At 68.3% G+C, this 21184-nt stretch carries 17 protein-coding genes; 13 read left to right on the forward strand and 4 right to left on the reverse strand.

Annotated features, from left to right (window positions below; all coding sequences use genetic code 11):
- Positions 1-13: 13 nt before the first annotated feature.
- The 4 genes from DB31_RS12325 (at position 14) to DB31_RS12340 (ending at position 3798) form a co-directional block, all read left to right on the forward strand.
- On the forward strand, positions 14-1729 hold the full coding sequence (locus tag DB31_RS12325; RefSeq protein ID WP_052419906.1) for a methyl-accepting chemotaxis protein: 1716 nt from the start codon (positions 14-16) through the stop codon (positions 1727-1729).
- Between the two features lie 9 nt (positions 1730-1738).
- Complete coding sequence (locus DB31_RS12330; RefSeq protein WP_044186679.1) at positions 1739-2239, forward strand: chemotaxis protein CheW; 501 nt, start codon at positions 1739-1741, stop codon at positions 2237-2239.
- Positions 2236-3126: a CheR family methyltransferase gene (locus DB31_RS12335; RefSeq protein ID WP_075305974.1), complete on the forward strand. Its 891-nt coding sequence runs from the start codon at positions 2236-2238 to the stop codon at positions 3124-3126. The genes DB31_RS12330 and DB31_RS12335 overlap by 4 nt, the downstream gene beginning before the upstream one ends.
- A 126-nt stretch (positions 3127-3252) precedes the next feature.
- On the forward strand, positions 3253-3798 hold the full coding sequence (locus tag DB31_RS12340; RefSeq protein WP_044186681.1) for a hypothetical protein: 546 nt from the start codon (positions 3253-3255) through the stop codon (positions 3796-3798).
- 502 nt (positions 3799-4300) lie between these two features.
- Here DB31_RS12340 and DB31_RS51540 read toward each other — a convergent pair.
- Positions 4301-5281 carry a trypsin-like serine protease gene (locus DB31_RS51540; protein WP_083968177.1) on the reverse strand — a complete coding sequence of 327 codons (981 nt, stop codon included), beginning with the start codon at positions 5279-5281 and terminating at the stop codon, positions 4301-4303.
- A gap of 108 nt (positions 5282-5389) precedes the next feature.
- Between DB31_RS51540 and DB31_RS12360 the strand changes: the two genes are divergently transcribed.
- Positions 5390-7759 carry an FdhF/YdeP family oxidoreductase gene (locus tag DB31_RS12360; RefSeq protein WP_044186689.1) on the forward strand — a complete coding sequence of 790 codons (2370 nt, stop codon included), beginning with the start codon at positions 5390-5392 and terminating at the stop codon, positions 7757-7759.
- A 102-nt stretch (positions 7760-7861) separates the two neighbouring features.
- On the opposite strand, the gene DB31_RS44730 is transcribed toward DB31_RS12360, so the two are convergent.
- The 3 genes from DB31_RS44730 to DB31_RS12375 form a co-directional block, all read right to left on the reverse strand.
- Complete coding sequence (locus DB31_RS44730; protein WP_052419907.1) at positions 7862-9037, reverse strand: BON domain-containing protein; 1176 nt, start codon at positions 9035-9037, stop codon at positions 7862-7864.
- 148 nt (positions 9038-9185) lie between these two features.
- On the reverse strand, positions 9186-10571 hold the full coding sequence (locus DB31_RS12370; RefSeq protein ID WP_044186692.1) for an MBL fold metallo-hydrolase RNA specificity domain-containing protein: 1386 nt from the start codon (positions 10569-10571) through the stop codon (positions 9186-9188).
- Positions 10572-10580: 9 nt separating this feature from the next.
- Complete coding sequence (locus DB31_RS12375; protein WP_044186694.1) at positions 10581-10811, reverse strand: helix-turn-helix transcriptional regulator; 231 nt, start codon at positions 10809-10811, stop codon at positions 10581-10583.
- A gap of 150 nt (positions 10812-10961) precedes the next feature.
- Between DB31_RS12375 and DB31_RS12380 the strand changes: the two genes are divergently transcribed.
- The 8 genes from DB31_RS12380 (at position 10962) to DB31_RS12415 (ending at position 21176) form a co-directional block, all read left to right on the forward strand.
- On the forward strand, positions 10962-12176 hold the full coding sequence (locus DB31_RS12380; protein WP_083968179.1) for a serine/threonine protein kinase: 1215 nt from the start codon (positions 10962-10964) through the stop codon (positions 12174-12176).
- Positions 12177-12300: 124 nt separating this feature from the next.
- A complete protein-coding gene (locus tag DB31_RS12385; RefSeq protein WP_044186695.1) occupies positions 12301-12708 on the forward strand; it encodes a (deoxy)nucleoside triphosphate pyrophosphohydrolase in 408 nt (135 codons plus the stop codon).
- 1 nt (position 12709) lies between these two features.
- Complete coding sequence (locus DB31_RS12390; RefSeq protein WP_044186697.1) at positions 12710-13654, forward strand: hypothetical protein; 945 nt, start codon at positions 12710-12712, stop codon at positions 13652-13654.
- A gap of 136 nt (positions 13655-13790) precedes the next feature.
- Complete coding sequence (gene ftsH / locus DB31_RS12395) at positions 13791-15842, forward strand: ATP-dependent zinc metalloprotease FtsH (protein WP_205628506.1); 2052 nt, start codon at positions 13791-13793, stop codon at positions 15840-15842.
- A gap of 88 nt (positions 15843-15930) precedes the next feature.
- A complete protein-coding gene (locus DB31_RS12400) occupies positions 15931-16173 on the forward strand; it encodes a hypothetical protein (RefSeq protein WP_044187229.1) in 243 nt (80 codons plus the stop codon).
- Positions 16174-16296: 123 nt separating this feature from the next.
- Positions 16297-16920, forward strand: a complete 624-nt coding sequence (locus DB31_RS12405; RefSeq protein ID WP_044186698.1) for a nucleotide exchange factor GrpE — start codon at positions 16297-16299, stop codon at positions 16918-16920.
- Between the two features lie 52 nt (positions 16921-16972).
- The gene (locus tag DB31_RS12410) at positions 16973-18412 is read left to right on the forward strand and encodes a trypsin-like peptidase domain-containing protein (protein WP_083968181.1); all 1440 of its coding nucleotides are present in this window, start codon (positions 16973-16975) and stop codon (positions 18410-18412) included.
- Between the two features lie 100 nt (positions 18413-18512).
- The gene (locus tag DB31_RS12415; RefSeq protein ID WP_044186700.1) at positions 18513-21176 is read left to right on the forward strand and encodes a carboxypeptidase regulatory-like domain-containing protein; all 2664 of its coding nucleotides are present in this window, start codon (positions 18513-18515) and stop codon (positions 21174-21176) included.
- Positions 21177-21184: the final 8 nt, after the last annotated feature.

The raw sequence follows: 21184 nt of genomic DNA on the forward strand, positions 1-21184 counted from the left end.
TTGGGGAATGCCCATGTCCTGGTTTCAGAATCTGAAGATCTTCCCCAAGCTGCTCATTGCCCTGTCGTTGGTGCTGGGCATCGCCACGGGCATTGGCGTCTTCGCCGTCCGGCAGTTGGCGGACCTGCATCGCGCCATGCGGAACATCGTCGATGACGAGATGGAGTCGGTCTTCCAGGTCTCCTCCATCGTGAGTGATTTTCGCGCCTACCGGGTCGCCGAGCTGCAGCATGTGCTCGCCTCGGATCCGGAGCCGATGGCGCGCTACGAACGCATCATGGACGAGCTGTCCAAGCAGATGACCAACGCCGCTATGGCCTACGAGCCGCTCATCGTCGACAACGAGGAGCGCCGCATCTATGCGGAGCTCGGGGCTCTCTGGAGGGAGTACCAAGCCGAGCATGAGAAGCTCTTGGCAGTGTCGCGGCGGAACGAGGACGAGCAGGCCCGGGTGATCATCAATGGCCAGTCCGCGAAGATCTTCGAAGAGATGGCCTCCAAGCAGTTGGGCCTGGTGGGCATCAACCTCCGGACCAGCCGTGACGCCGCGACGGTTGCGGATCACACCTATGAGGACGCCCGGCAGTTGATCACCGTCCTGTTGGTGGCGGGGTTTCTGATGGGCTTCTTCTTGTGCACGCTCATTTCCCTGAGCATCTCCCGGCCGCTGTCGCATGCCGCGCAGGTGGCCGGCCGCATCGCCGAGGGAGATCTGTCGGTGCGCCTCGACGAGGATCGCCAGGACGAGACGGGCATGCTGCTGGCCGCCATGCGCTCCATGGTCCAGCGGCTCGCGCAAGTCATCGGCGAGGTGAGGGCCGGGGCGGTGGCGTTGACGTCGGCGGCCGCGCAGGTGTCCTCCTCCTCGCAGAGCCTCTCCCAAGGCACCGCCGAGCAGGCCAGCAGCGTGGAAGAGACCACGGCCAGCCTGGAGGAGATGAACGCCACCATCGAGCAGAACAGCCAGCACAGCCGGCTCATGGAGCAGATCGCCGTCAAGGGCGCCCAGGAGGCCAGCGAGAGCGGCGAGGCCGTCAAGCAGACGGTGGATGCGATGGGCGCCATCGCCAAGAAGATCAACATCATCGAGGAGATCGCCTACCAGACGAACCTGCTGGCGCTGAACGCGGCCATCGAGGCGGCCCGGGCCGGGGAGCACGGCAAGGGCTTTGCGGTGGTGGCCACGGAGGTGCGCAAGCTGGCCGAGCGCAGCCGCGCGGCGGCCCAGGAGATCAGCGAGCTGGCGGGTAAGAGCGTGAAGGTGTCAGAGCGCTCCGGCGAGCTGCTGCAGGCACTGGTGCCGTCCATCCAGAAGACGGCGCAGCTGGTGCAGGAGGTGGTGGCCGCCAGCGGCGAGCAGGCAGTGGGCGTGCGGCAGGTGAACCGGGCGATGATGCAGGTGGATCAGGTGACGCAGCGCAACGCCTCCGCTGCCGAGGAGCTGTCCGCCACGGCGGAGGAGATGTCCGCGCAGGCCGACACGCTGCAGCAGCTCGTGTCGTTCTTCCGCGTGGGAGAGTCCGAGAGCCGGACGCCATGGCCGACCTTGCATAAGCCCGGCGGCGGCAAGCCCGCGCAGGCTGGCAAGGCCCCTCCCGCGTGGAGCGATTCCGACGCGGTGCATGGCCTGAAGGCGATCAGCCACGGGTCGCTCTCCCATCCGCCCTCGAAGGAAGAGAAGAGGCTATCGGCCCTGTCCTCTGAGGATCGTGAGTTCAAGCGCTTCTAGGAGCCCGCCATGAGCCAGCCTGCGGCCTCGTCTGTCGTGCAGTACCTGAGCTTCTTCATTGCTGGAGAGGAGTATGCCGTCGGGATCCTCCAGGTTCGGGAGATCATCGAGCATGACTCGGTGACGCGCGTGCCCGGTGCGCCCGCCTGGATCCGCGGGGTGACGAACCTGCGGGGCAGCGTGCTCCCCGTCATCGATCTGGCGATGAAGTTCGGCCTGCCGCCCAGCACCATCAACCGCCGCAGCTGCATCGTCGTGGTGGAGGTGGCGTTCCAGGGCGAGAAGCTGGTGATGGGGATGCTGGCGGATGCCGTCGGGCAGGTGCTGGATCTCGGCTCCGGGGACGTGGAGCCGCCGCCCGCCTTCGGTACGCCCGTGCACGCCGACTACCTCGCCGGGATGGGAAAGGCGGGGAGGAAGTTCATCCTCCTGCTGGACATCGATCGGCTGCTGAACCACCAGGAGCTCCGGGCCGCCAGCGCGGTGACGCCCGAGCGCGCGGCCTCATGAGCCAGGAGCCCAGTCCTTCGCCGCTGGCCTCTGAGCCGCTGGCCTTCGTAGGCCTGCCGGAGCTGTCCGACCGCGTCTTCTACAGCTACCGGAGGCTCATCTACCAGGAGGCTGGCATCTACCTGGGGCCGCACAAGAAGGCGCTGCTGATGGGGCGGCTGTCCCGCCGGCTGCGTGAGCTGGGGATCTCCTTCGGCGCCTACCTGCACCAGGTGGAGGAGGACGCGATCGAGCGTGCGCGGATGCTGGAGGCCATCTGCACGCACGAGACGCGCTTCTTCCGCGAGCCCCGGCACTTCGACTTCCTCGAGCGCGAGGTGCTGCCTCGGTGGGTCTCTCAGGGAGGCACGGATTCGGGCGGCAAGCAGGTGCGGATCTGGAGCGCGGGGTGCTCCTCGGGTGAGGAGGCCTTCTCGCTGGCCATGGTGCTGCGCTACCACCTGCCTGCGGAGGAGGGGTGGACGATCGAGATCCTCGCGACGGATCTGTCCACGCGCATCCTGGAGCGCGCGCGCCAGACGCTGTGGCCCTTGGATCGCGCAACGGAGATCCCCACCCGCTACCTCAAGGCCTTCATGCTCCGTGGCACCGGCAGCCAGGAGGGGGTGATGAAGGCAGGCCCCGAGCTGCGCCCGCTGGTCCAGTTCCAGCGCGTCAACCTCAACGAGGAGAGCCTCCCGGTGCTCGGCCGTTTCGATCTCCTTTTCTGCCGCAACGTCTTCATCTACTTCGACGCGGCCTCCAAGGCCCGGGCGGTGGATCGGCTTGTCGGACGCCTCGCCTCCAAGGGCTACTTCTTCGTCGGCCACGCAGAGAGCCTGGGCGCCGTGACGCACCGCCTCCAGCTTGTCCAGCCCACCATCTACACCCTGGTTGCGGCGGACTAGGCGGGTTTCACGGCTCTGGCTTGGGCAGCGGGGAAAACGGGAATGACTTGATGGGCCTGTAAAATTCGGCTATGGTCGAATCATCCAATTCAGGGAACCCCCTTCCCGTGAAGACAGGAGGCATGGATGAAGCGCCTGCTGCTGTTGCCCTTCTCGCTGGTTGCCACCCTCGGCTTCGGTTGTAGTAATTCCTCTTCAGGAGACGCACCTCAGCCCACACAGCAGGTGCAAGTAAAGAAGCGGACGCAGGCGCTGAGCACCGACCGGGTGACGTTGGAGGAGGTGGCGGTGAGCGAGGCGGTGCTGACTGCGGCGGGGAGCGAGGCCTCCGTGCGCGCGTTCCGGATCGTGTCGTCCGCGGAGGACATCACGATGGGAGAGCTCGCCTCGGCGGCGCACGTGGTGGGCGCCTCGGAGGTGGCGAACCTGCCGTGGCAGGTCGAGGCCGAGCGGGGCCAGGACGACACGCGCCGGGCGCTGAAGTACCTGGACGCGCTGGTGCCGGCCATCGAGGCGGAGGTGGGCACGGGCGAGGATTACAACTCGGGCTACCAGCATTGGTTCCAGACGGTAGGAGAGGATCTCTGCAACCACGGCGACTTCTACAGCCTGGTGTTCAAGCAGACAGGCCTGGTGTTCGTGATCGAGGCCTCGGGCGCCACTGAGTGCTGATGAGACTCAGGGGGCGGGCCCAGCGTCCGCCCCTGTGTCCTCGCGGATGATCCGTTCGAGCCATTGGTAGTTTGTGGCGAAGGCGGTGCTCGTGATGGTGGAGTAGACAGGGGCGCCACCGCCTCGAATGATCCCAATGAGGGTCGGACGCTCCTGACCTTGCTCCCACTTGAAGCAAGGTCCTCCACTGTCTCCCTGGTAGGCATGAACGCCGGGCTTGAGCACCCTCAAGAGCTCTCCCTCCACCTGGGAGATCTGCGTGCGCCCGAAGTAACGGTCGCCTGAGCTTGGCTCGGCTGCCAGGGATGTATCTCCAAATCCAACTTGCCTCCCAGGATGTAGGGCTGCTCTCTGCGAGGCGGGGCAGAGGACTCGCGCGTCTCCGGGGTGAAGCCCGCGTCAGTCACGCAGCCTCCACAGAGAAACAACACCATCAAGCACGGCAGCATTCGGAGTTGAGGCATCAAGGCGGACCTTTCTGGAGAGCGGCCTCCTGGGCGCGTCATGGGGGCTTGGGGCTGCGCACCGTGGAACGCAGCCAGTCACGGTAGGGTGGGATACGGGTGAAGGTGGGCTCCAGGCCCAAGCCCCTGGCCGAGATTCCCACCAGAAGCAGACCGTGAGCTCTCTCCCGGAGGCATGGACCGCCGCTGTCTCCTTTGAAGAGTTCTCGCTGGGGTTGCTCGAAGAGGATCCGCTCACTCCCAGGGGCTGCCGGTCCCACCGCTTTGTAGCGGGTGAAGCGGCGAGCACCCCCGCTGATGTTTCCCTGCAGAGAGTCAGTGCTCGTCCCACCCACGAGGACGAAGGGTTCCCCCGGTTGAAGTTCCTCTCGTGAGAGCTGAACCGGGGTGTATTCCCGTTCCACGGGTGTCTCTAAAAGGATGAGCGCCAGATCTGCGCGGCTGGACTCCACCCTGCCTTCTTTGTCGAGAAGGATCTGGAAGTCGGGGTGAGGCCGAACCTCAGTCCCAGGGTAGGTCTGGGTCCAGCTGCAGGAAGGGAGGAAGTCATTTCCTTGGGAGGCATCCCAGAGCGACACCGTGATCTTGGGGTGAGACGCGCAGGACGTGCCATCGATAACGACTTTGCCCTGCTGTCCCGGCGTAGTGACGGGTTTTCTGACGCAGACGCAGTGCCCAGCCGTGAGCACCCACTGCGGAGCGAGCAACACGCTGCTGCACCAGCCATAGATGCCTGCGAGCATGGGCTCGGATGTCGTGACCTGAACGGCTGCGGAGTAGCGGTTCCTGAAGTCTTCTCTGCCGGCCAGATCGAGATAGTAGTGCTTACGTGGATAGGGCCGTTCTGGAGGCAGAGCAGGGTCGGCATCTACAGGCTCGGTAGGTGTGGCTTCAGCAGTCACTGTTCCCGCATCCACCTGTATGGGGCTTGGTTCATGCCGGCCCTTGCAGCTGATCGTAGTGGCGAGCAGGGCGAGGGTCAGGGGCACGAGGACGCGTGAAGGCCAATGGTGAGTCATCTTCTGGTCTGAAGGGAGCAAGCAGGCAGCGGCGGCCGATGGAAGGTCGACTAGGATGAGGGTAACAGGCTGTTCGGAGTACGGACATCTGGGTGAGGAGCGGCAGGCATGGCGGATGCGCGCAGCAACGAGCAGGTAGCGCCCAAGGACCCTGTTGGATCTTCGGCCTCGCTCGCCAGGGCGCTGCCCAGCGCCCAGCCCCCGATCGAGCCGAAGCCGCCCGCCGTGGGCCCCGTGCAGGAAGTGGCCGGTGGTGTGCCCGCGGTGATGTCCTCGCTCCAGCACGCCTGGGGCGAGATGGGGGCCATCCGTGGCACCCAGTTGCTGCTCAAGCTCAACCAGCAAGACGGCTTCGACTGTCCCGGCTGTGCCTGGCCGGATCCCGATACCCACCGCTCCGTCGCGGAGTTCTGCGAGAACGGCGCGAAGGCCGTGGCCGAGGAAGGCACCCTGGCCCGGATCACCCCGGAGTTCTTCCGTCAGCACAGCGTCTCCGAGCTCGCCGCGCAGTCGGACCTGTGGCTCGGCAAGCAGGGCCGCCTGACGCACCCCATGGTGCTGCGCGAGGGCGGCACGCACTACGAGCCGATCTCGTGGGAGGCGGCGTTCGCGCTCGTGGCAGAGGAACTGAACGCGCTTGGCTCGCCGGACGAGGCTTGCTTCTACACCTCCGGCCGCACCAGCAACGAGGCTGCGTTCCTCTACCAGCTCTTCGTGCGGCAGTTCGGCACCAACAACCTGCCGGACTGCGCCGATCTGTGCCACGAGTCGAGCGGCACGGCCCTCAATGAAGCGATCGGCATCGGCAAGGGCACGGTGACGCTGGAGGACTTCGAGAAGGCCGAGGCCATCTTCGTCATTGGCCAGAACCCTGGCACCAACCATCCGCGCATGCTCACCTCGCTGCAGGCAGCAGCCCGGCGAGGGTGCCAGATCGTCAGCATCAACCCGCTGCCCGAGACGGGCCTCAACCGCTTCAAGCATCCCCAGGAGCTGATCCAGCTCATCGGGCCGGGCACGGCCATCAACCGCCTATGGCTGCCCGTGCGCATCAACGGCGACGTGGCGCTGCTGAAGGGCCTGGGCAAGGCGCTCCTGGAGGAGGATGCGAAGCGGCCCGGCCAGGTGGTGGCCAAGGACTTCATCCGGCAGCGGACCACGGGCTTCGAGGCCTACGTGGAGGCCCTGCGCGCCATCTCCTGGGATGAGGTGGTGGAGCAGAGCGGAGTGCCCGCCGATCAGATCCGCGCGGCGGCGCAGATCCTGGCGAACTCGGACCGGACGATCTTCTGCTGGGCCATGGGGCTCACGCAGCACCAGAATGCCGTGGCGAACATCCAGGAGATCGCCAACCTGGCGCTGATGCGAGGCAGCATCGGCAAGCCGGGCGCAGGGCTGTGCCCGGTGCGAGGCCACAGCAACGTCCAGGGCGATCGGACCATGGGCATCGTGGAGAAGCCAGCCCCCGCGTTCTTGGACGCGCTCCAGCGCGAGTTCTCCTTCGAGCCTCCGCGCAACCCGGGCCTGGATACCGTGGCCACCATCCGTGCCATGCACGCCGGGCAGGTGAAGGTGCTCTTCGCGCTCGGGGGGAACTTCCTATCGGCCACGCCGGACACCGAGTTCACCGCCGAGGCTCTGCGCCGCACGCGCCTCACCGCGCACGTGTCCACCAAGCTGAACCGGGCGCACCTCGTTCACGGCCGACGGGCGCTCATCCTCCCGTGCCTCGGGCGCACCGAGCGGGATGTCCGCACGGGCGGCGAGCAGTTCGTCACGGTGGAGAACTCGATGGGCGTGGTGCACACCTCGCGGGGCGCGGTGGAGCCCGCCTCCGAGCACCTGCGCAGCGAGCCGGACATTGTCGCTGGGCTGGCGCGGGCGGTGCTCGGCCAGCGCAGCCGGGTGGAGTGGCAGGCGCTGGTGGAGGACTACGATCGCATCCGTGAGCGTATCGCGCGTGTCGTGCCGGGCTTCCAGGACTTCAACCGGCGCGTGCGCGAACCGGGCGGCTTCTACCTGCCCAACGGGCCGCGCGAGGGCCGCTTCACCACGCCCGATGGCAAGGCGCGCTTCACGGTTCACCCGCTGCCGCGCATCGAGCTGGCCCCGGGCCAGTTGCTGATGATGACGATCCGCAGCCACGACCAGTACAACACCACGCTGTACGGACTGGATGATCGGTATCGCGGCATCCTCAATGGGCGGCGGGTGGTGCTGCTGAACCCGGAGGACATGCGCGCGCTGGGAGTCTCCGAGGGGCAGGTGGTGGATCTCACGAGCCACTTCCGGGGCGAGCAGCGCGTAGCGCGCCGCTTCGTGGTGGTGCCTTACCGGATCCCCCGGCGGTGCGCGGCCACGTACTTCCCCGAGACCAACGTGTTGGTGCCCATCGACAACTACGCGGAGAAGAGCCGCACGCCGGCCTCGAAGTCGGTGGTCATCAGCGTGACGCCTTCAGACGCGACGAGGGGCTGACAGGGGAGGGCGCCGCTCATGCTGAACGGCACCCCGTGGGTGCCAGCGCGGCGCCTCGAATCCATCTGAGGCGCCGCGGGTGCTGCGCTCACGGCCGCTACCTCACGAGTGCAGCGGAGTGTCCCCGGGCTTCTGCACCGGCGCCTGCTCCTGGTCCTGCGCCCCCCGCTCTGGGGCCGGCCCTCGGCGGCCCGGCACCTGCGCTTGGCCCTCGCGGTTCTGGGCCAGCGGGAGCTGCTCGCCGTGCACCTCCGGCTGGGCACTGGTGCTCACTTGCCCCTCGCGCTGCACTCGCAGCGAGTTGTGGACGTCCTTCACCCCGAGCACGGACTCGGCGAGCGCCTCGATGGCCCGCTTCTCGTCCCGGCTCTTCACCGTCCCCAGGAGGATGATCTCACCGTCTTTGACCTGGACGTCGACGTTCTCGGCGTCCATCCAGCTCATCATGAGCCGGTCGCACAGCTCCTCGCGGATGCGGGAGTCCGAGCGCTGGTAGCCCTTCGGCCCCCGGCCCATGGGACGTGTTGCGCTCTCGCGGTAGGTGCCGCCCAGCATGCCCCCGTGCCCCAGCTCGCGATCCCCATTCTCCCGGCGGGTCATGCTGGTACCGTAGCCCGTGCGGAGGGGTTCCATGTTCTCCACGCCGGGTCCATGTCCGTAGCGCGGCTCATAGTCCCGGTGGTGGCGCTGCTCGCTGTATCGATGGCGAAGCTCGGACAGGTCGTCCAGGTCATGCAGCCCCGCGAGGTTGTAGTGGGGACGCTCCTCCCGCTCGGGCGCTTCACCCCTCCACCGCTCAGTGTCGTAAGGCCGGCTGGAGGGGCCCATCCGCTCCCCGTACCGCTGCGGGCGCCCCCGCTCCTCGCGCAACTCGTCGTGGAAGGAGCCGCTCGGACTGGCCCGCCAATCCTCCCGGTCGACGTCGCCGGGGGCTCGGCCCCACATCTCGCGATCCCGATCGTCATACCGGCGCACGTCCCGCTCACGCCCCGGGTCCCGGAACCGCCGCTCGCCCTGCTCTCGGGGCAGCTCCCGCGAGCCAAAGTCCTCCCGCCCCCGGCCGAATCTCTTCTCGTCGGCACTCCGGGTCAGCTCATCCCGGGTAGAGCGAGCGCGCTCGGTGCCGCGCATGTCCGCGCGCTCCCAATCACGGCCCAGCCGCTCGCCCTCTCCGTAGCCCCGCTCGTCCGAACCGCGGTGGCGATCGGTTCGTCGATCCGCCTCCGCATCGCGCACGTCGCCTCGGAATCGCTTCTCATCATCACGCCTGCCTGCCATCGCGGCCTCCCCCTGGGGCACTCAGCCAGCCCCATGCTCGTACGCACGCCTGGCCGCTCCTGGCCAGGGTCTCTCCTGGAGGTTCGTGTCCGTCCGGGCGCGCGGCAATGAGCCCCTTGCGTGCTCGATGGGCAGGCAGGAGAGACGCCTACGACGCGAGCTCCACCCGCTCCAGGTACCGGGGCACTGCGGCCTTCCAGCCCTGGGACTCCACGCGGTTCTTCAGCGCCTGGAGCGCCGAGGGCTCACCGTGCACCAGCAGCGTCTGCCGGGGCGGTGACTCGAAGCCCTCCATCCAGCGCAGCGTCTCGGTCCAGTCCGCGTGCGCGGAGAACCCGCTCACCACGCGGATGTCCGCCTCCACCGGGATCATCTCCCCGTGGATCTTGATCTGCTTCTCCCCATCCAGCAGGCGCCGCCCGCGCGTGCCCTCGGACTGGTAGCCCACGAAGAGCACGGTGTTTCGCGCGTCCGGCAGCCGGTGCTTCATGTGGTGCAGCACCCGGCCGCCCGTGGCCATCCCCGACGCGGAGATGATGATCCCCGGCCCCTCGTGCATGTTGAGCCGCTTGCTGTCGTTCGGCGAGGTGACGAACCGCGTGCGCCGCGTGGCCAGTGGCGTCTTCCCGCGCTCCACCAGCGAGCTCATGCCCAGGTCATGCTCCTCCGGGTGCGCCAGGTAGATCGGGGTGGCGTCGCACGCCATGGGCGAGTCCACGAACACATCCATCTCCGGAATCCGGCTCGCCTCCTCCAGGTTGCGCAGGTGGTAGAGCAGCTCCTGCGTCCTCCCCACCGCGAAGGCGGGGATGATCACCATGCCCCGGCGGTCGTAGGCCCGCTTCACCGCGTTGCACAGCGCCTCCTCGGGGCGCGTCTCGCCGTGCTCCCGGTCACCGTAGGTGCTCTCCACCACCAGCGTGGTGGCCCCGCTCACGCTCTCCGGATCCCTCAGGATGGGCGCGTTGTAGCGGCCGAGATCTCCACTGAACACCACGCGTTGGCCCGTGCTCTTCAAGTCGAAGGCGCACACCGCCGAGCCCAGGATGTGGCCCGCCCTATAAAAGGTGAGGGTGATGCCCGGGAGGATCTGCTTGGGCCGCTCGTAACCGAACGTCTCCATCAGCCTCACCGCTCGCTCGGCATCCTGTACCCCGTAGAGCGGCAGTGCCGGCTGGTGCCGGGAGTAGTGCTCCTTGTTGGCGTAGCGCGCCTCTTCCTCTTGGAGGTGCGCCGAGTCCGGCAGCAGCAGCGCCGACAAGTCCCGCGTCCCCGAGGTGCAGTACACCGAGCCGTTGTAGCCCTCGCGCACCACCCGCGGCAGCCCGCCCGTGTGGTCGATATGCGCGTGCGTCAGGACGATCGCATCCAGGCTCGAGGCCGGGACGGGGAGGGGCTCCCAGTTGCGCTGCCGCAGCTCCTTCTTGCCCTGGAATAGCCCGCAGTCGACGAGCACGCGCTGCCCCTCGTGCTCCAGCAGGAACTTCGAGCCGGTGACGGTACCCGCGGCACCGAGGAAATGGATGGAGGCCATCCCTCCAGTCTAGTCGCGCACGTCCTGCAGGTCGGGAAGATTGTCCGGGTCGATCTTCAGCATCACACACAGCCGCGTCAGCGTGGAGACGCTCGGCAGCAGCCGCCCGCGCTCGATGCTCCCGTAGCTCATGGGGGGCAGGTCGACCCGGCGGGCGACCTCTTCCTGCGACAGGCCTGCCTTCTCCCGGGCCTCGCGGATGGCGGCTCCGAGGGCGATGGCCCGTTCTCTCTGACTCATGGGGGAACTCCCTGGGGGCCTTCCAGCCTAGTCCATACGACGCAATGAGTCTTTCGACGGCCCTCTTTCATTCGGGGGCTACTCTCGACGTAGAGTCGCTGTAAATTTACCCTTTGGGTTGTCCGCTATATGAAACGAGGAGCCCCTTCCATGCCGAGCACTTCCTCGGTCCATTCCCCCCTGGCCGGTCCCGTGCTGCTGCAGTCCGGTCGCACCACCTATGAGCTCGTCCGGCCCCTGGAGCACACCTGGCACGGAGAGCTGCTGCTGGCACGGCGGCACTTCGACTCGAACATGGGGGACTACGTCGTCCTCAAGCGGCTGAGCCGCGACTGCCGCGAGGAGGACTACCGCCGGCTCATGGAGGAGGTGGCCATCAACGCCCGGTTGCGGCACCCCAGCATCGCGACCATGCACGACCTGGAGGGTACCGAGGGCGATCCTTACCTCGTGCTGGAGTATGTGGAGGGGCACCGCCTGGACGCCCTGCTCGCGCTGTCCACCCAGGTGGGCAAGCCGCTCTCCGAGGCGTTCGCCTGTTACGTGGGGGCCGAGGTCGCCGACGCGCTTCACCACGCTCACCTGCTCACCAACGAGCAGGGGCGGTGGATGCGCCTGGTCCACCGCAACGTGTCGCTGGACACCATCATCCTGGGCAACCAGGGGCAGGTGAAGCTCACCGACTTCGGAGCCGTCTGGTCCTCGGATCCCTCGCGCTACCCCACGGAGGACGATGCGCTGCCCAACAACCTCGCGTATGCCTCGCCCGAGGTGACGCGCAAGGCGCAGCTGGACGGGCGCGCCGATCAATTCTCCTTGGCCGCCGTGCTCCTGCACCTGCTCACGGGCCGGCCGCTCATCGAGGGCACGGATCGGCTCACCCAGGAACTGCGCGAGCTGCGGCGCCGCGTGGACGAGGCCACCTCGCTGGGCAAGAGCGACAAGGCCGCCGTCGCGCTCGTGGTGGATCTCAAGGGGCAGATCCGCAAGCTCACCTGGTCCTTCATCGAGCAGGTCCGAGCGATGAGCACGCGGGATATCGCCGAGGCGACACGCACGCTGTCCGCGGGTCTGAGGCCCATCCTCCGGCGGGCCCTGGCGCCCAACCGGACGGATCGCTTCCCCTCGTGCGAGGAGTTCGGCCGGGAGCTGCGCCTGCACCTGTGGCGCATCGGCCAGCTCTATGGACGCAAGGAGGCGGAGCACGAGGTGGCGGCCCTGAGCAAGCGGGCCAAGGCGCGGTCTTCCTCCCGGGCGGTGACGGCTCCCAAGGCCACTGCGGCCCACCGGGCAGCCGCCCCCTCCAGCGGACGGCGGGGGGCCTCCACCGAGGGGCGTCGCAAGCGGGAGTCCCGGCCTCGGTAGAGAGGAGGAACCTGAGGCCAGGCTGGACCTCCTGGAGTGCCATGGCCAGCTTTGATGGCCGGTAGCGCCGGACGGCTGGCTGTGCTAGGCCGCCCCTCTCCCTCCCGAGGAGACAGGAGAACGTATGGGTCGCCGTCAGATCCGCGTCGTAGGCGCGATGCTCCAGAACGACGAAGGGTGCTACCTGATCACCCAGCGCCCTCCCAAGGCGTCGCTGCCCCTGCTGTGGGAGTTTCCCGGCGGCAGGGTGGAAGAGGGGGAGACCGATGCCCAGGCGCTCGCGCGGGAGATCCGCGAGGAGATGGGTGTCGACGTCACCGTGCTCGATCAGGCGATGCACACGCATCACGAGTACCCGAAATATGACATCGACTTCCGCGTCTTCCGCTGCCGCCTGGCCCACGCGAAGGCCGAGATCCAGCACCTGCGCGTGCACGATCACCGCTGGGTGACGCTGGAGCAGATGTCGCAGTACCAGTTCCCCGACGCAGACGCGAAGACGCTGGCGAAGCTGCTCGATCTGGAATCGTGACGTGGGACGCCTCGCCGCGGTGCTGATCGCGGGCGTGGCCTGCATCTGTGCTTGCTCGCGCTCCAAGCCGGTGTCGGCCCAGCAGGACGGCGCGCGGGACGCGGGCCTCCGCCTCTATTCCCCCGCCACGGGAGTCCCCGGCTGCACCCTCTATGGAGCGCCTCGGCAGACGGGCACCGTGCCCGCCGAGCTGGGGGAGCTGTCCGGCCTGGCCGCCAGCACGCGGCACGAGGGGATCTTCTGGGCCCACAATGACTCGGACGACGCCTTCCGCGTGTATGCCTTGGAGGACAGCGGAAAGATTCGCGCCACGATGACCCTGACGGGGGCCAAGCCCACGGACCTCGAGGACATCGCCGTGGGGCCGTGCGAGCCCCGGGCCGAGGCCCCCCCGTGCCTCTACCTGGCGGACACAGGAGACAACTTCCAGCGCCGCAAGGAGGTGCGCCTCTTCCGGCTGCCAGAGCCAGAGCAGCTCGCGGACGCCACCCTCCCGGTCGAGACGCTGGCGTTCACCTACCCAGACGGTCCCCACAACGTGGAGGCCCTCGTGATCGACGCCAGATCGGGCCACCTCGCTGTCATCACCAAGACACCGGAGTCGCTGGGGGACGTCTACTCGCTGGAGGGGCTTGGCCCCAGCGCCACGGGCAAGGCGGTGAAGCTGGGCACGCTGCGCGCACCGCAAGATGTTGACCGGTTGACGACAGGCGCGGACCTGCACCCTTCAGGCGAGCGGTTGCTGTTGAGGACGTATACCCGGGCCTGGGAGGTGCGAGGCCCCAAGGCCCAACGCCTCCAGGAGCTGATTGCGGGAGAGGTGGCCGAGGTACCTGCCGCAAGCCAGGCGCAGGCCGAGGCCATCACTTTCACTCCGGGGGGGCGCGGCTACCTGCTCGGGTCGGAGTTCGCGGGTCAACCGTTGTATCGGACGGACTGCCAATGACCTGTCGTTGGCATGATGACAACGCGAGAGGCACGTCGGGTTGACGGGTTGGCGGGGGTGACCATCTTTGCCCGGCAGGTGTGACGCCTCGCCACATGTGAGCGAGGCCTGTGGGGAGGGGCGGAGCGTGCCGACGATGAAGCAGCAGGATCCAACACCTTCTGGTGGCTTGGGGCCCAAGGCCAAGAAACCAGAGAAGCCAACGACGCCGGGCAAGGGCTTCAAGTTCGGCTCACCACTGGGCTACATCCTTCTGCTCGTCTTGGGCTTCTTGCTATTCCGGAACGTCTTCCAGGATGCAGGCGTCCGCCGGGTCAGCTACAGCCAGTTCCGCGATGCGGTGGCGCAGGGGCAGTTCTCCCGCGTGCAGATCTCCCCGGAGTGGGTGAAGGGTTTCCTCAAGGACACCTCCGCACCGCCTCCGGCGCAGCCCGGGCAGGAGCGGGCGCTGCGCGGCGAACTCAACGCGCTGCCCTGGATGGCCTACAAGGTTCCGGGCGATGACAAGCTCGTGGAGTTGCTGGAGTCCAAGGGCATCCAGTACGAGGCCGTGCCGCAGTCCGGCTTCTCCGAGGTGCTGTGGATCTGGCTGATCCCCATGGGGCTCGTGCTGCTGTTCTGGAGCTTCATGATGCGCCGGGTGACTGGGGGCATCGGCCAGGGGCCGCAGAGCGTGATGAGCTTCGGCAAGACGCGCGCGAAGGTGCAGGCCGAGGTCGACACGGGCGTGGGCTTCAAGGACGTGGCCGGCGTGGACGAGGCCGTGGACGAGCTGCGCGAGATCGTCGAGTTCCTCAAGACGCCGGAGAAGTTCCGCCGTCTGGGTGGGCGCATCCCCAAGGGTGTGCTGCTGGTCGGCCCGCCGGGCACCGGTAAGACGCTGCTGGCCCGCGCGGTGGCGGGCGAGGCGGGCGTGCCCTTCTTCAGCCTCTCCGGCTCCGAGTTCGTGGAGATGTTCGTCGGCGTGGGCGCCGCGCGTGTCCGCGACTTGTTCGCCCAGGCCAACGCGAAGGCGCCGTGCATCATCTTCATCGACGAGCTGGACGCCATCGGCAAGAGCCGCAACGCGGGCGTCGCCGGCGGCCATGACGAGCGCGAGCAGACACTCAACCAGTTGCTGGCGGAGATGGACGGCTTCGACGGCCGCACGGGGCTGATCATCCTGGCGGCCACCAACCGCCCGGAGATCCTCGACAGCGCGCTGCTGCGCCCGGGCCGCTTCGACCGGCAGGTGCTGGTGGACCGCCCGGACAAGCGGGGCCGCGAGCGCGTGCTGGAGATCCACTCGCGCAACGTGAAGCTGGGGCCGGACGTGGACCTGAAGGGCATCGCCGCTCGCACGCCGGGCTTCGCGGGCGCGGACCTGGCCAACGTGGTGAATGAGGCGGCGCTGCTGGCCGCCCGGCGCAACCGGGACGCGGTGATGCGCGCGGACTTCGAGGAGGCCATCGAGCGCGTGGTGGCGGGCCTGGAGAAGAAGAACCGCCGCATGAACGAGCGTGAGAAGGAGATCGTCGCGCACCACGAGGCCGGCCACGCGGTGGTGGGCTGGATGCTGCCCCACGCCGAGCGCGTGACGAAGGTGTCCATCATTCCCCGCGGCCTGGCGGCCCTGGGCTACACCATGTCGCTGCCGCTCGAGGACCGCTACCTCATGTCGCTGGAGGAACTGCGCGACAAGATGGCCGGGATGATGGGCGGCCGCGCCGCCGAGGAGCTCTTCATCGGGGAGATCTCCACCGGCGCCTCCAATGACCTGAAGCAGGCCACGGAGATCGCCCGGCTCATGGTGCGCGACTACGGCATGAGCTCGCTGGGGCCCGTGGCGCTCGGCGCGGAGCACGGCTCGGCCTTCCTGCGGTCGGCGGGCATGCCAGAGACGCGCTCGTACTCGGAGCAGACGGCGCGCATGGTGGACGAGGAGGTCCGCAAGCTCGTCACCGAGGCGCTCGAGCGCGCCCGCCAGGTGCTCGCCCAGAACCGCGACAAGGTGCACGCCCTCGCCGCGCGCCTGCTCGCCACCGAGGTGGTGGAGGAGGACGCCATGGCGACGCTGCTCGGGCCCAAGGTCATCGCCGAACGCGGCTTGATTCACCCGGAGGCTCGCCAGGTGGTCTCCGCCCATCCCGCTGGGGCGCAGGAAGGGAATCCTCCTACTCAGCACGCTTCTCCCCTCAAGGACAGCTGAGCGTCAGGGCAGCAGGCAGCCGTGCACCGTTCGGCTGCCTGCAGCGTCCAAAATCAGAATTAAGTTGAAGCGAAAGGAGGCGGCGGCCGTGGAGAACAGGATCGGGAAGAGCTACATGGCTCGGAAGGCCCTCTTCGCGAAGGGTCTGCGCGAGGGGCGGCTGACAGTGCAGGAGATTGAGACGGCCCTGCCTGCGGGGACGCTCACGGCTGCGGAGCGGTGGCTGCTGTACTACTCGCTGCGCGCCGCCCAGGTCGAGATCATCGACGAGGTGACCGGCCAGGTGGACCACGGCTTTTCGCTCGAAGAGCCCGCGCCCCAAGAGCATTAGTCGCACATCCCGCGTTGACAGATCCGAGGAGGCGGTTACGTTCGGGTTGTTCAGGGATGTAGGTAATGAGCGACACCCACCACGGCGCGCAAGCTCGCGTCAATTGGACGACGCAGGTTTGACATGGACGGCAATCCCCGTACCGAGAGCGGCACCCAGGATCAGAATGGCGCGGAGCAGGCGGCTGCCCAGCAGCCTGCGGAGGGCTCCGCGTCCGAGCAGGCAGAGGCTCAGCAGGAGTCCCGCCCCGCGCAGGATGCGGAGCGTCAGCGGCTCGAGGCCGAGCTGGAGTCGACCCGCCGCCGCGTGGACGAGCTGGCCCGGGCCTACCAGGCGGTCAACAAGGACCGCGAGGAGTTCAAGCAGCGGCTCACGCGCGAGCGCGAGCGGATGATGGACGTGGAGCGCGGCAACGTGGCCGTGACGCTCCTGGAGGCCATCGACGAGCTGGACCGCTGCGTCTCCATGAGCGGCCAGGAGGCCAACTCCCCGCTGGGGCAGGGCGTGAAGATGATCCGCGATGGCCTGCTGTCCAAGGTGCAGGGCATGGGCATCGAGCGCATCCAGGTGGTGGGGCAGCCGTTCGATCCCAACACCGCCGAGGCGGCGGACATGGAGATCACCCCCCATCCGGACGAGGATCAGAAGGTGGTGGCCGAGATCCGGGCGGGCTACCGGTTCAAGGACCGCATCATCCGTCCAGCCAGAGTGAAAGTGGCCAAGTACGTGCCCCCAGCTCAGGCTTGACCGTTCGCCCAGCGGGAAATAGGCGAGGGGGGTGGTTGTTGCCTCCGTCGCCATGGCCCGACTGATGGTCTCTTCTTCCTTCTCACGCAGCCTGATCCCGCTCCTGGTGGTGCTCGCCACGGCCGCGAGCGCGGATCCGGGCGTGGATGCCTGGCTCAAGGCCCGTGCCCAGGAGCAGTCCGCCTGGCTCTCCTCCTCGGGGGAGCGGGGCAATGCCTCCAGTGGCCCGCTGGGCCTGTGGCGTGAGCGCGCGGCCTCGGATCCCGGTATCCAGAACTTCGTCCCGCCTACCTCGCTGGCGCCGCTGATCCGCGCGGTGGAGGCCGGGGTCGTCAACATCACCACCGTGAATGCCCGGGATCGACAAGGGGTCGCCAAGCGATCGACGGGCTCGGGCTTCGTGCTCACGCCGGATGGGCTGGTGGTGACGAACAACCACGTGGTGTCCCAGGCGGAGCAGATCGTCGTGCGCGTGGCGGACGGCCGCGAGTTCCCCGCCAAGGTGGTGGGGCGCGATGCGTCCACGGACGTGGCGCTGCTGAGCCTGGAGACCGCGGCCCGCGAGGATCTGCCCGCGGTGTACCTGGGCGACTCGGACAAGCTCGAGGTGGGCGACTGGGTGGTGGCGATCGGCAACCCGTTCGGGCTGGATCACTCGGTGTCGCACGGGATGATCTCCGCCAAGGAGCGCGTGCTGGGGGTGGGCGTCTTCGATGACTTCATCCAGACGGACGCGCTGATCAACCCGGGCAACTCGGGTGGCCCGCTCTTCAACATGCGCGGCGAGGTGGTGGGCGTAAACACCGCCATCATGAGCCAGGGCCAGGGCATCGGCTTCGCGGTGCCCATCAACATGGTGAAGGACCTGCTGCCCAACTTGCGCGAGAACGGCCGGCTCGAGCGCGGATGGCTCGGGGTGGACATCGACGACGCGCGTGCCACGAGCGATGGGCGCTCGCTGGTGGTGAAGGCCGTGTACCGCAGGAGCCCGGCCGCCAACGCGGGCATCCTCCCGGGCGATCGCGTGGTGGCCGTCAACGGCCGGTCTATCGGCTCGTACCTGCAGTTGCTGCGCAAGGTGGCGCTGCTGGCGCCCGGCACCGAGGCGAAGCTGACGCTGATGCGCGGCACCGAGTCGAAGGAAGTCACGGTGAAGCTGGCCGCCCGCCCGGCTCCAGAGACACTTCAGGCCATGGCCAGCCCCGGCAACATGGAGGATCTGGGCCTGGTGCTGAGGGATCTCTCGCCGGATGTGGCGCCTCAGATGGGCTACGAGCCCTACGTGGGGGTCCTCGTCACGGGCGTGGTTCCGCGCAGCCCGGCCGCGCAGGCGGGCTTGACCCCGGGAGACTTGCTCACCGAGGTGAATCGCCGCCGCGTGAAGGACGTGGCCGCCGTGCGTGCCACCCTGGAGAAGGGTGGGGCGGGCGCCAACGTCCTGCTGCGCGTGCAGCGCGGAGACATTCAGCAATACGTGGCGATCTCGCCGTGAGCCTGGGGGTTGGCTGCTCCCCTGTTGTTCACTGCGTCAAAGCGCCCTGTGAGGGAGTAAGGTCGCGCTCCTCACCGTCTGACCGAGGATCCTCGGAGTCATGCGCAAAAGCATCATCGGCGCAGCAGTCTTGCTAGGAGTGGGGCTCGCGCTCTTCTTCGTGTTGCGCGCGCCCGACCCGGAGAATGCCCCGGACGTGGAGGAAGGGTCGGAACGGGTCGAGGCTCGGACGGAGCGGCCGGGCACCGCGCTTCAGCCGGAGGCTCCCGAGGATCTGGGGGCCCGCGGCTCCGCGGATCCGGGCAGCACGCCGGGGCTGTCGCAGCCCCCCTCGGAAGCGGACGGGGTGCTGGAGGTGGAGGTGGTCGCGGGCGAGCGGCCGGTGCCCGGCGCCACCGTGCGGTTGTACTGGCGGGGGCCTCGCGACCCGAACCTCAATGAGGTGTCGTGGCGGCTGGCGAGCACGGGCGTCACGGATGCGCAGGGGCGGGCGCGGCTGGCTTCCCGGCCCGGCGGCTATCAAGTCGCGGTGCGTGCACAGGGCTATGGGCCGGTGCTGCGCGACGTGGTGCGCCCCTATGGAGAGGCGCGCACGCTCATGAGGCTCTCGCTGGAGCCGGGACAGACGCTCACGGGCCACACGGTGGAGGCCGACACGCCAGATCCGTTACCGCTGGTGGAACTCGTCCTCACGGCGCATGGGCGCAAGCTGGAACGGTGGCAGGACGCGGCGGCCCCCGCGGAGGAGCGGGCGTACGCCTCGAGCAACGCGCGCGGAGACTTTCGTGTAGAGGGACTCGCGCCTGGGAACTACACGCTGGAGGCCCGGGCGGTGGGGTATGCCCGGACGGAGCTGCGGCCCGTGAAGGTTCCCTCCGTGGGGCCGCTCACGGTCGAGCTGCGAAAGGCCGGAGTCATCGAAGGGTTCGTGGTGGACGCACAGGGGCACCCGGCTGCGGGAGCGGAGGTGCAGGTGGGCGGACGCGTGCCCGAAGTCGCCACCACGGGCGAGGGCGGAGGCTTCTCGGTGGAGGTCGAGCCCGGGGACCATACCGTATCCGCGCGCCGGGGCTCCGAGGCCGGCTCCCTGCCCAACTCGATCATCATCGGCGCCGGAAAGACGGTGCGTGATTTGCGCATCCAACTGGGGCAGAGCGCCGTCCTGGAAGGGCGCGTGGTGGCGAACACTGCGGGCACACCGATCGAAGGCGCGCGGGTGGACGTGAGCCCCTACCGCAAGAGCGGCGACTCGGGCCGAGCGGTGACGGATGGCTCGGGGCGCTTCTCCGTGGGAGGCCTGGCGCCGGGCAGCTACGACGTGGTGGCGAGCGCTCCTGGGTTCTCCACCGTCTCGCGAAGCGGGCTGACGGTGGCCTCGGGCGAGCGCTTCTCCCTGGAGCTCAAGCTCACGGGCACCGGCGCGGTGGAAGGCTCCGTGCGGGACAGGGCGGGCCAGCCCGTGCCGGGCGCGCGGGTGTTGGGAGGCAGCCGCTGGGGCGGACTGCTGGGCGAGGCTCCGGCCGAGAGCCGCACGGACGCGGAGGGTCACTACCGTCTCGAGGGGGTGGCCGCTGGGGAACTCTTCTTGAGCGCTCGCTGGGAGGGAGCGCCGATGGGCTCCGTTCAGCAGGCGGAGGTGAAGGAGGGGAGCACCACGAAGGTGGACCTCACCCTGGACGCGACAGGGACGGTGGAGGGCGTGGTTCGCGCGGCGCAGGGAGCTCTGCCCCCCGAGCCCCTGAGCGTGAACGCGGTCAAGGCCACCCTGTCGCGCTCTGAAATGGATGTCACCCAGGCCGAGACCGATGCGACGGGCCACTTCCGCCTGGTGCTCCCGCCCGGCCCCTATGAGGTGTGGTTGGTCTCTGGCAAACGCCTTCCACACTTGCTCCCGAAGCGGGTGCAGGTGGAGGCGGGGAAGACGGTGCAGACGGAGCTGACCTGGACGCCTCCAGAGGAGAAGCCCACCGAGGGCGGCATCCGGGGCATCGTTCTGGAGCCGGATGGGACGCCCTCCGTGAGCGCCTTCGTGACGCTCTCCGTCGAGGGTCCACGGTCTCGATACCGGATGGAGTCGACGGATGCAGCGGGGCGTTTCTCCTTCTCCTTCGACTCGGGGGACCCGGTGACGTCCTCGGCGCGGGTGCGCTTGAAGGCGCGCAACGGTGGGCGCACGGGCGAAGTCCCAGGTGTAAAGCCCGGAGAGCAGTCCGTGGTGGTGCGGCTCCAGCCCCCAGGCGCGTTGCGAGGCCAGGTCGTGCGTGCCAGCGGCGGGGCTCCTGTCCAGGGCTTCACCCTGACCCTCGAGAAAGATGGACCTGGTTCCTTCCTGGGAAACCGCGGCCCCTGGGAGTTTCCCGGCAACCGCTTCGAGCTCGGCGACGTGCCCGCTGAGGAGGTGAAGGTGCGAGTGAGGACGGAAGATGGCGCGACGGGCGAGGCGCTGACGTCCACGCGCCCGGGGGCGGTGTCCGAGGTGGAGGTGGCCTTGAAGTCCGCAGCCGGTGTCAGGGGCCGGGTGATGGATGGGAACACGAAGGAGCCGCTGGCCGATGCCTGGATCTTCGTCGAGGGCTCTGGGGCCGGGAGCTCTGACAGCCGGACGGGCGCCGATGGCCGCTTCAGCCTGGAGCGGCTGATGCCCGGGGCGTACACGCTCATGGTCATGGCGGGGCAGGGCCGGACGCCCGCGCGCCAGCCCGTGAAGTTGGAGGAGGGGCAGGTGCTCGATGTAGGCGACATTTCCATCACCCGCTCGCCCTGAGTTCAGGA

The organism is Hyalangium minutum (assembly GCF_000737315.1).
Lineage (GTDB): Bacteria > Myxococcota > Myxococcia > Myxococcales > Myxococcaceae > Hyalangium > Hyalangium minutum.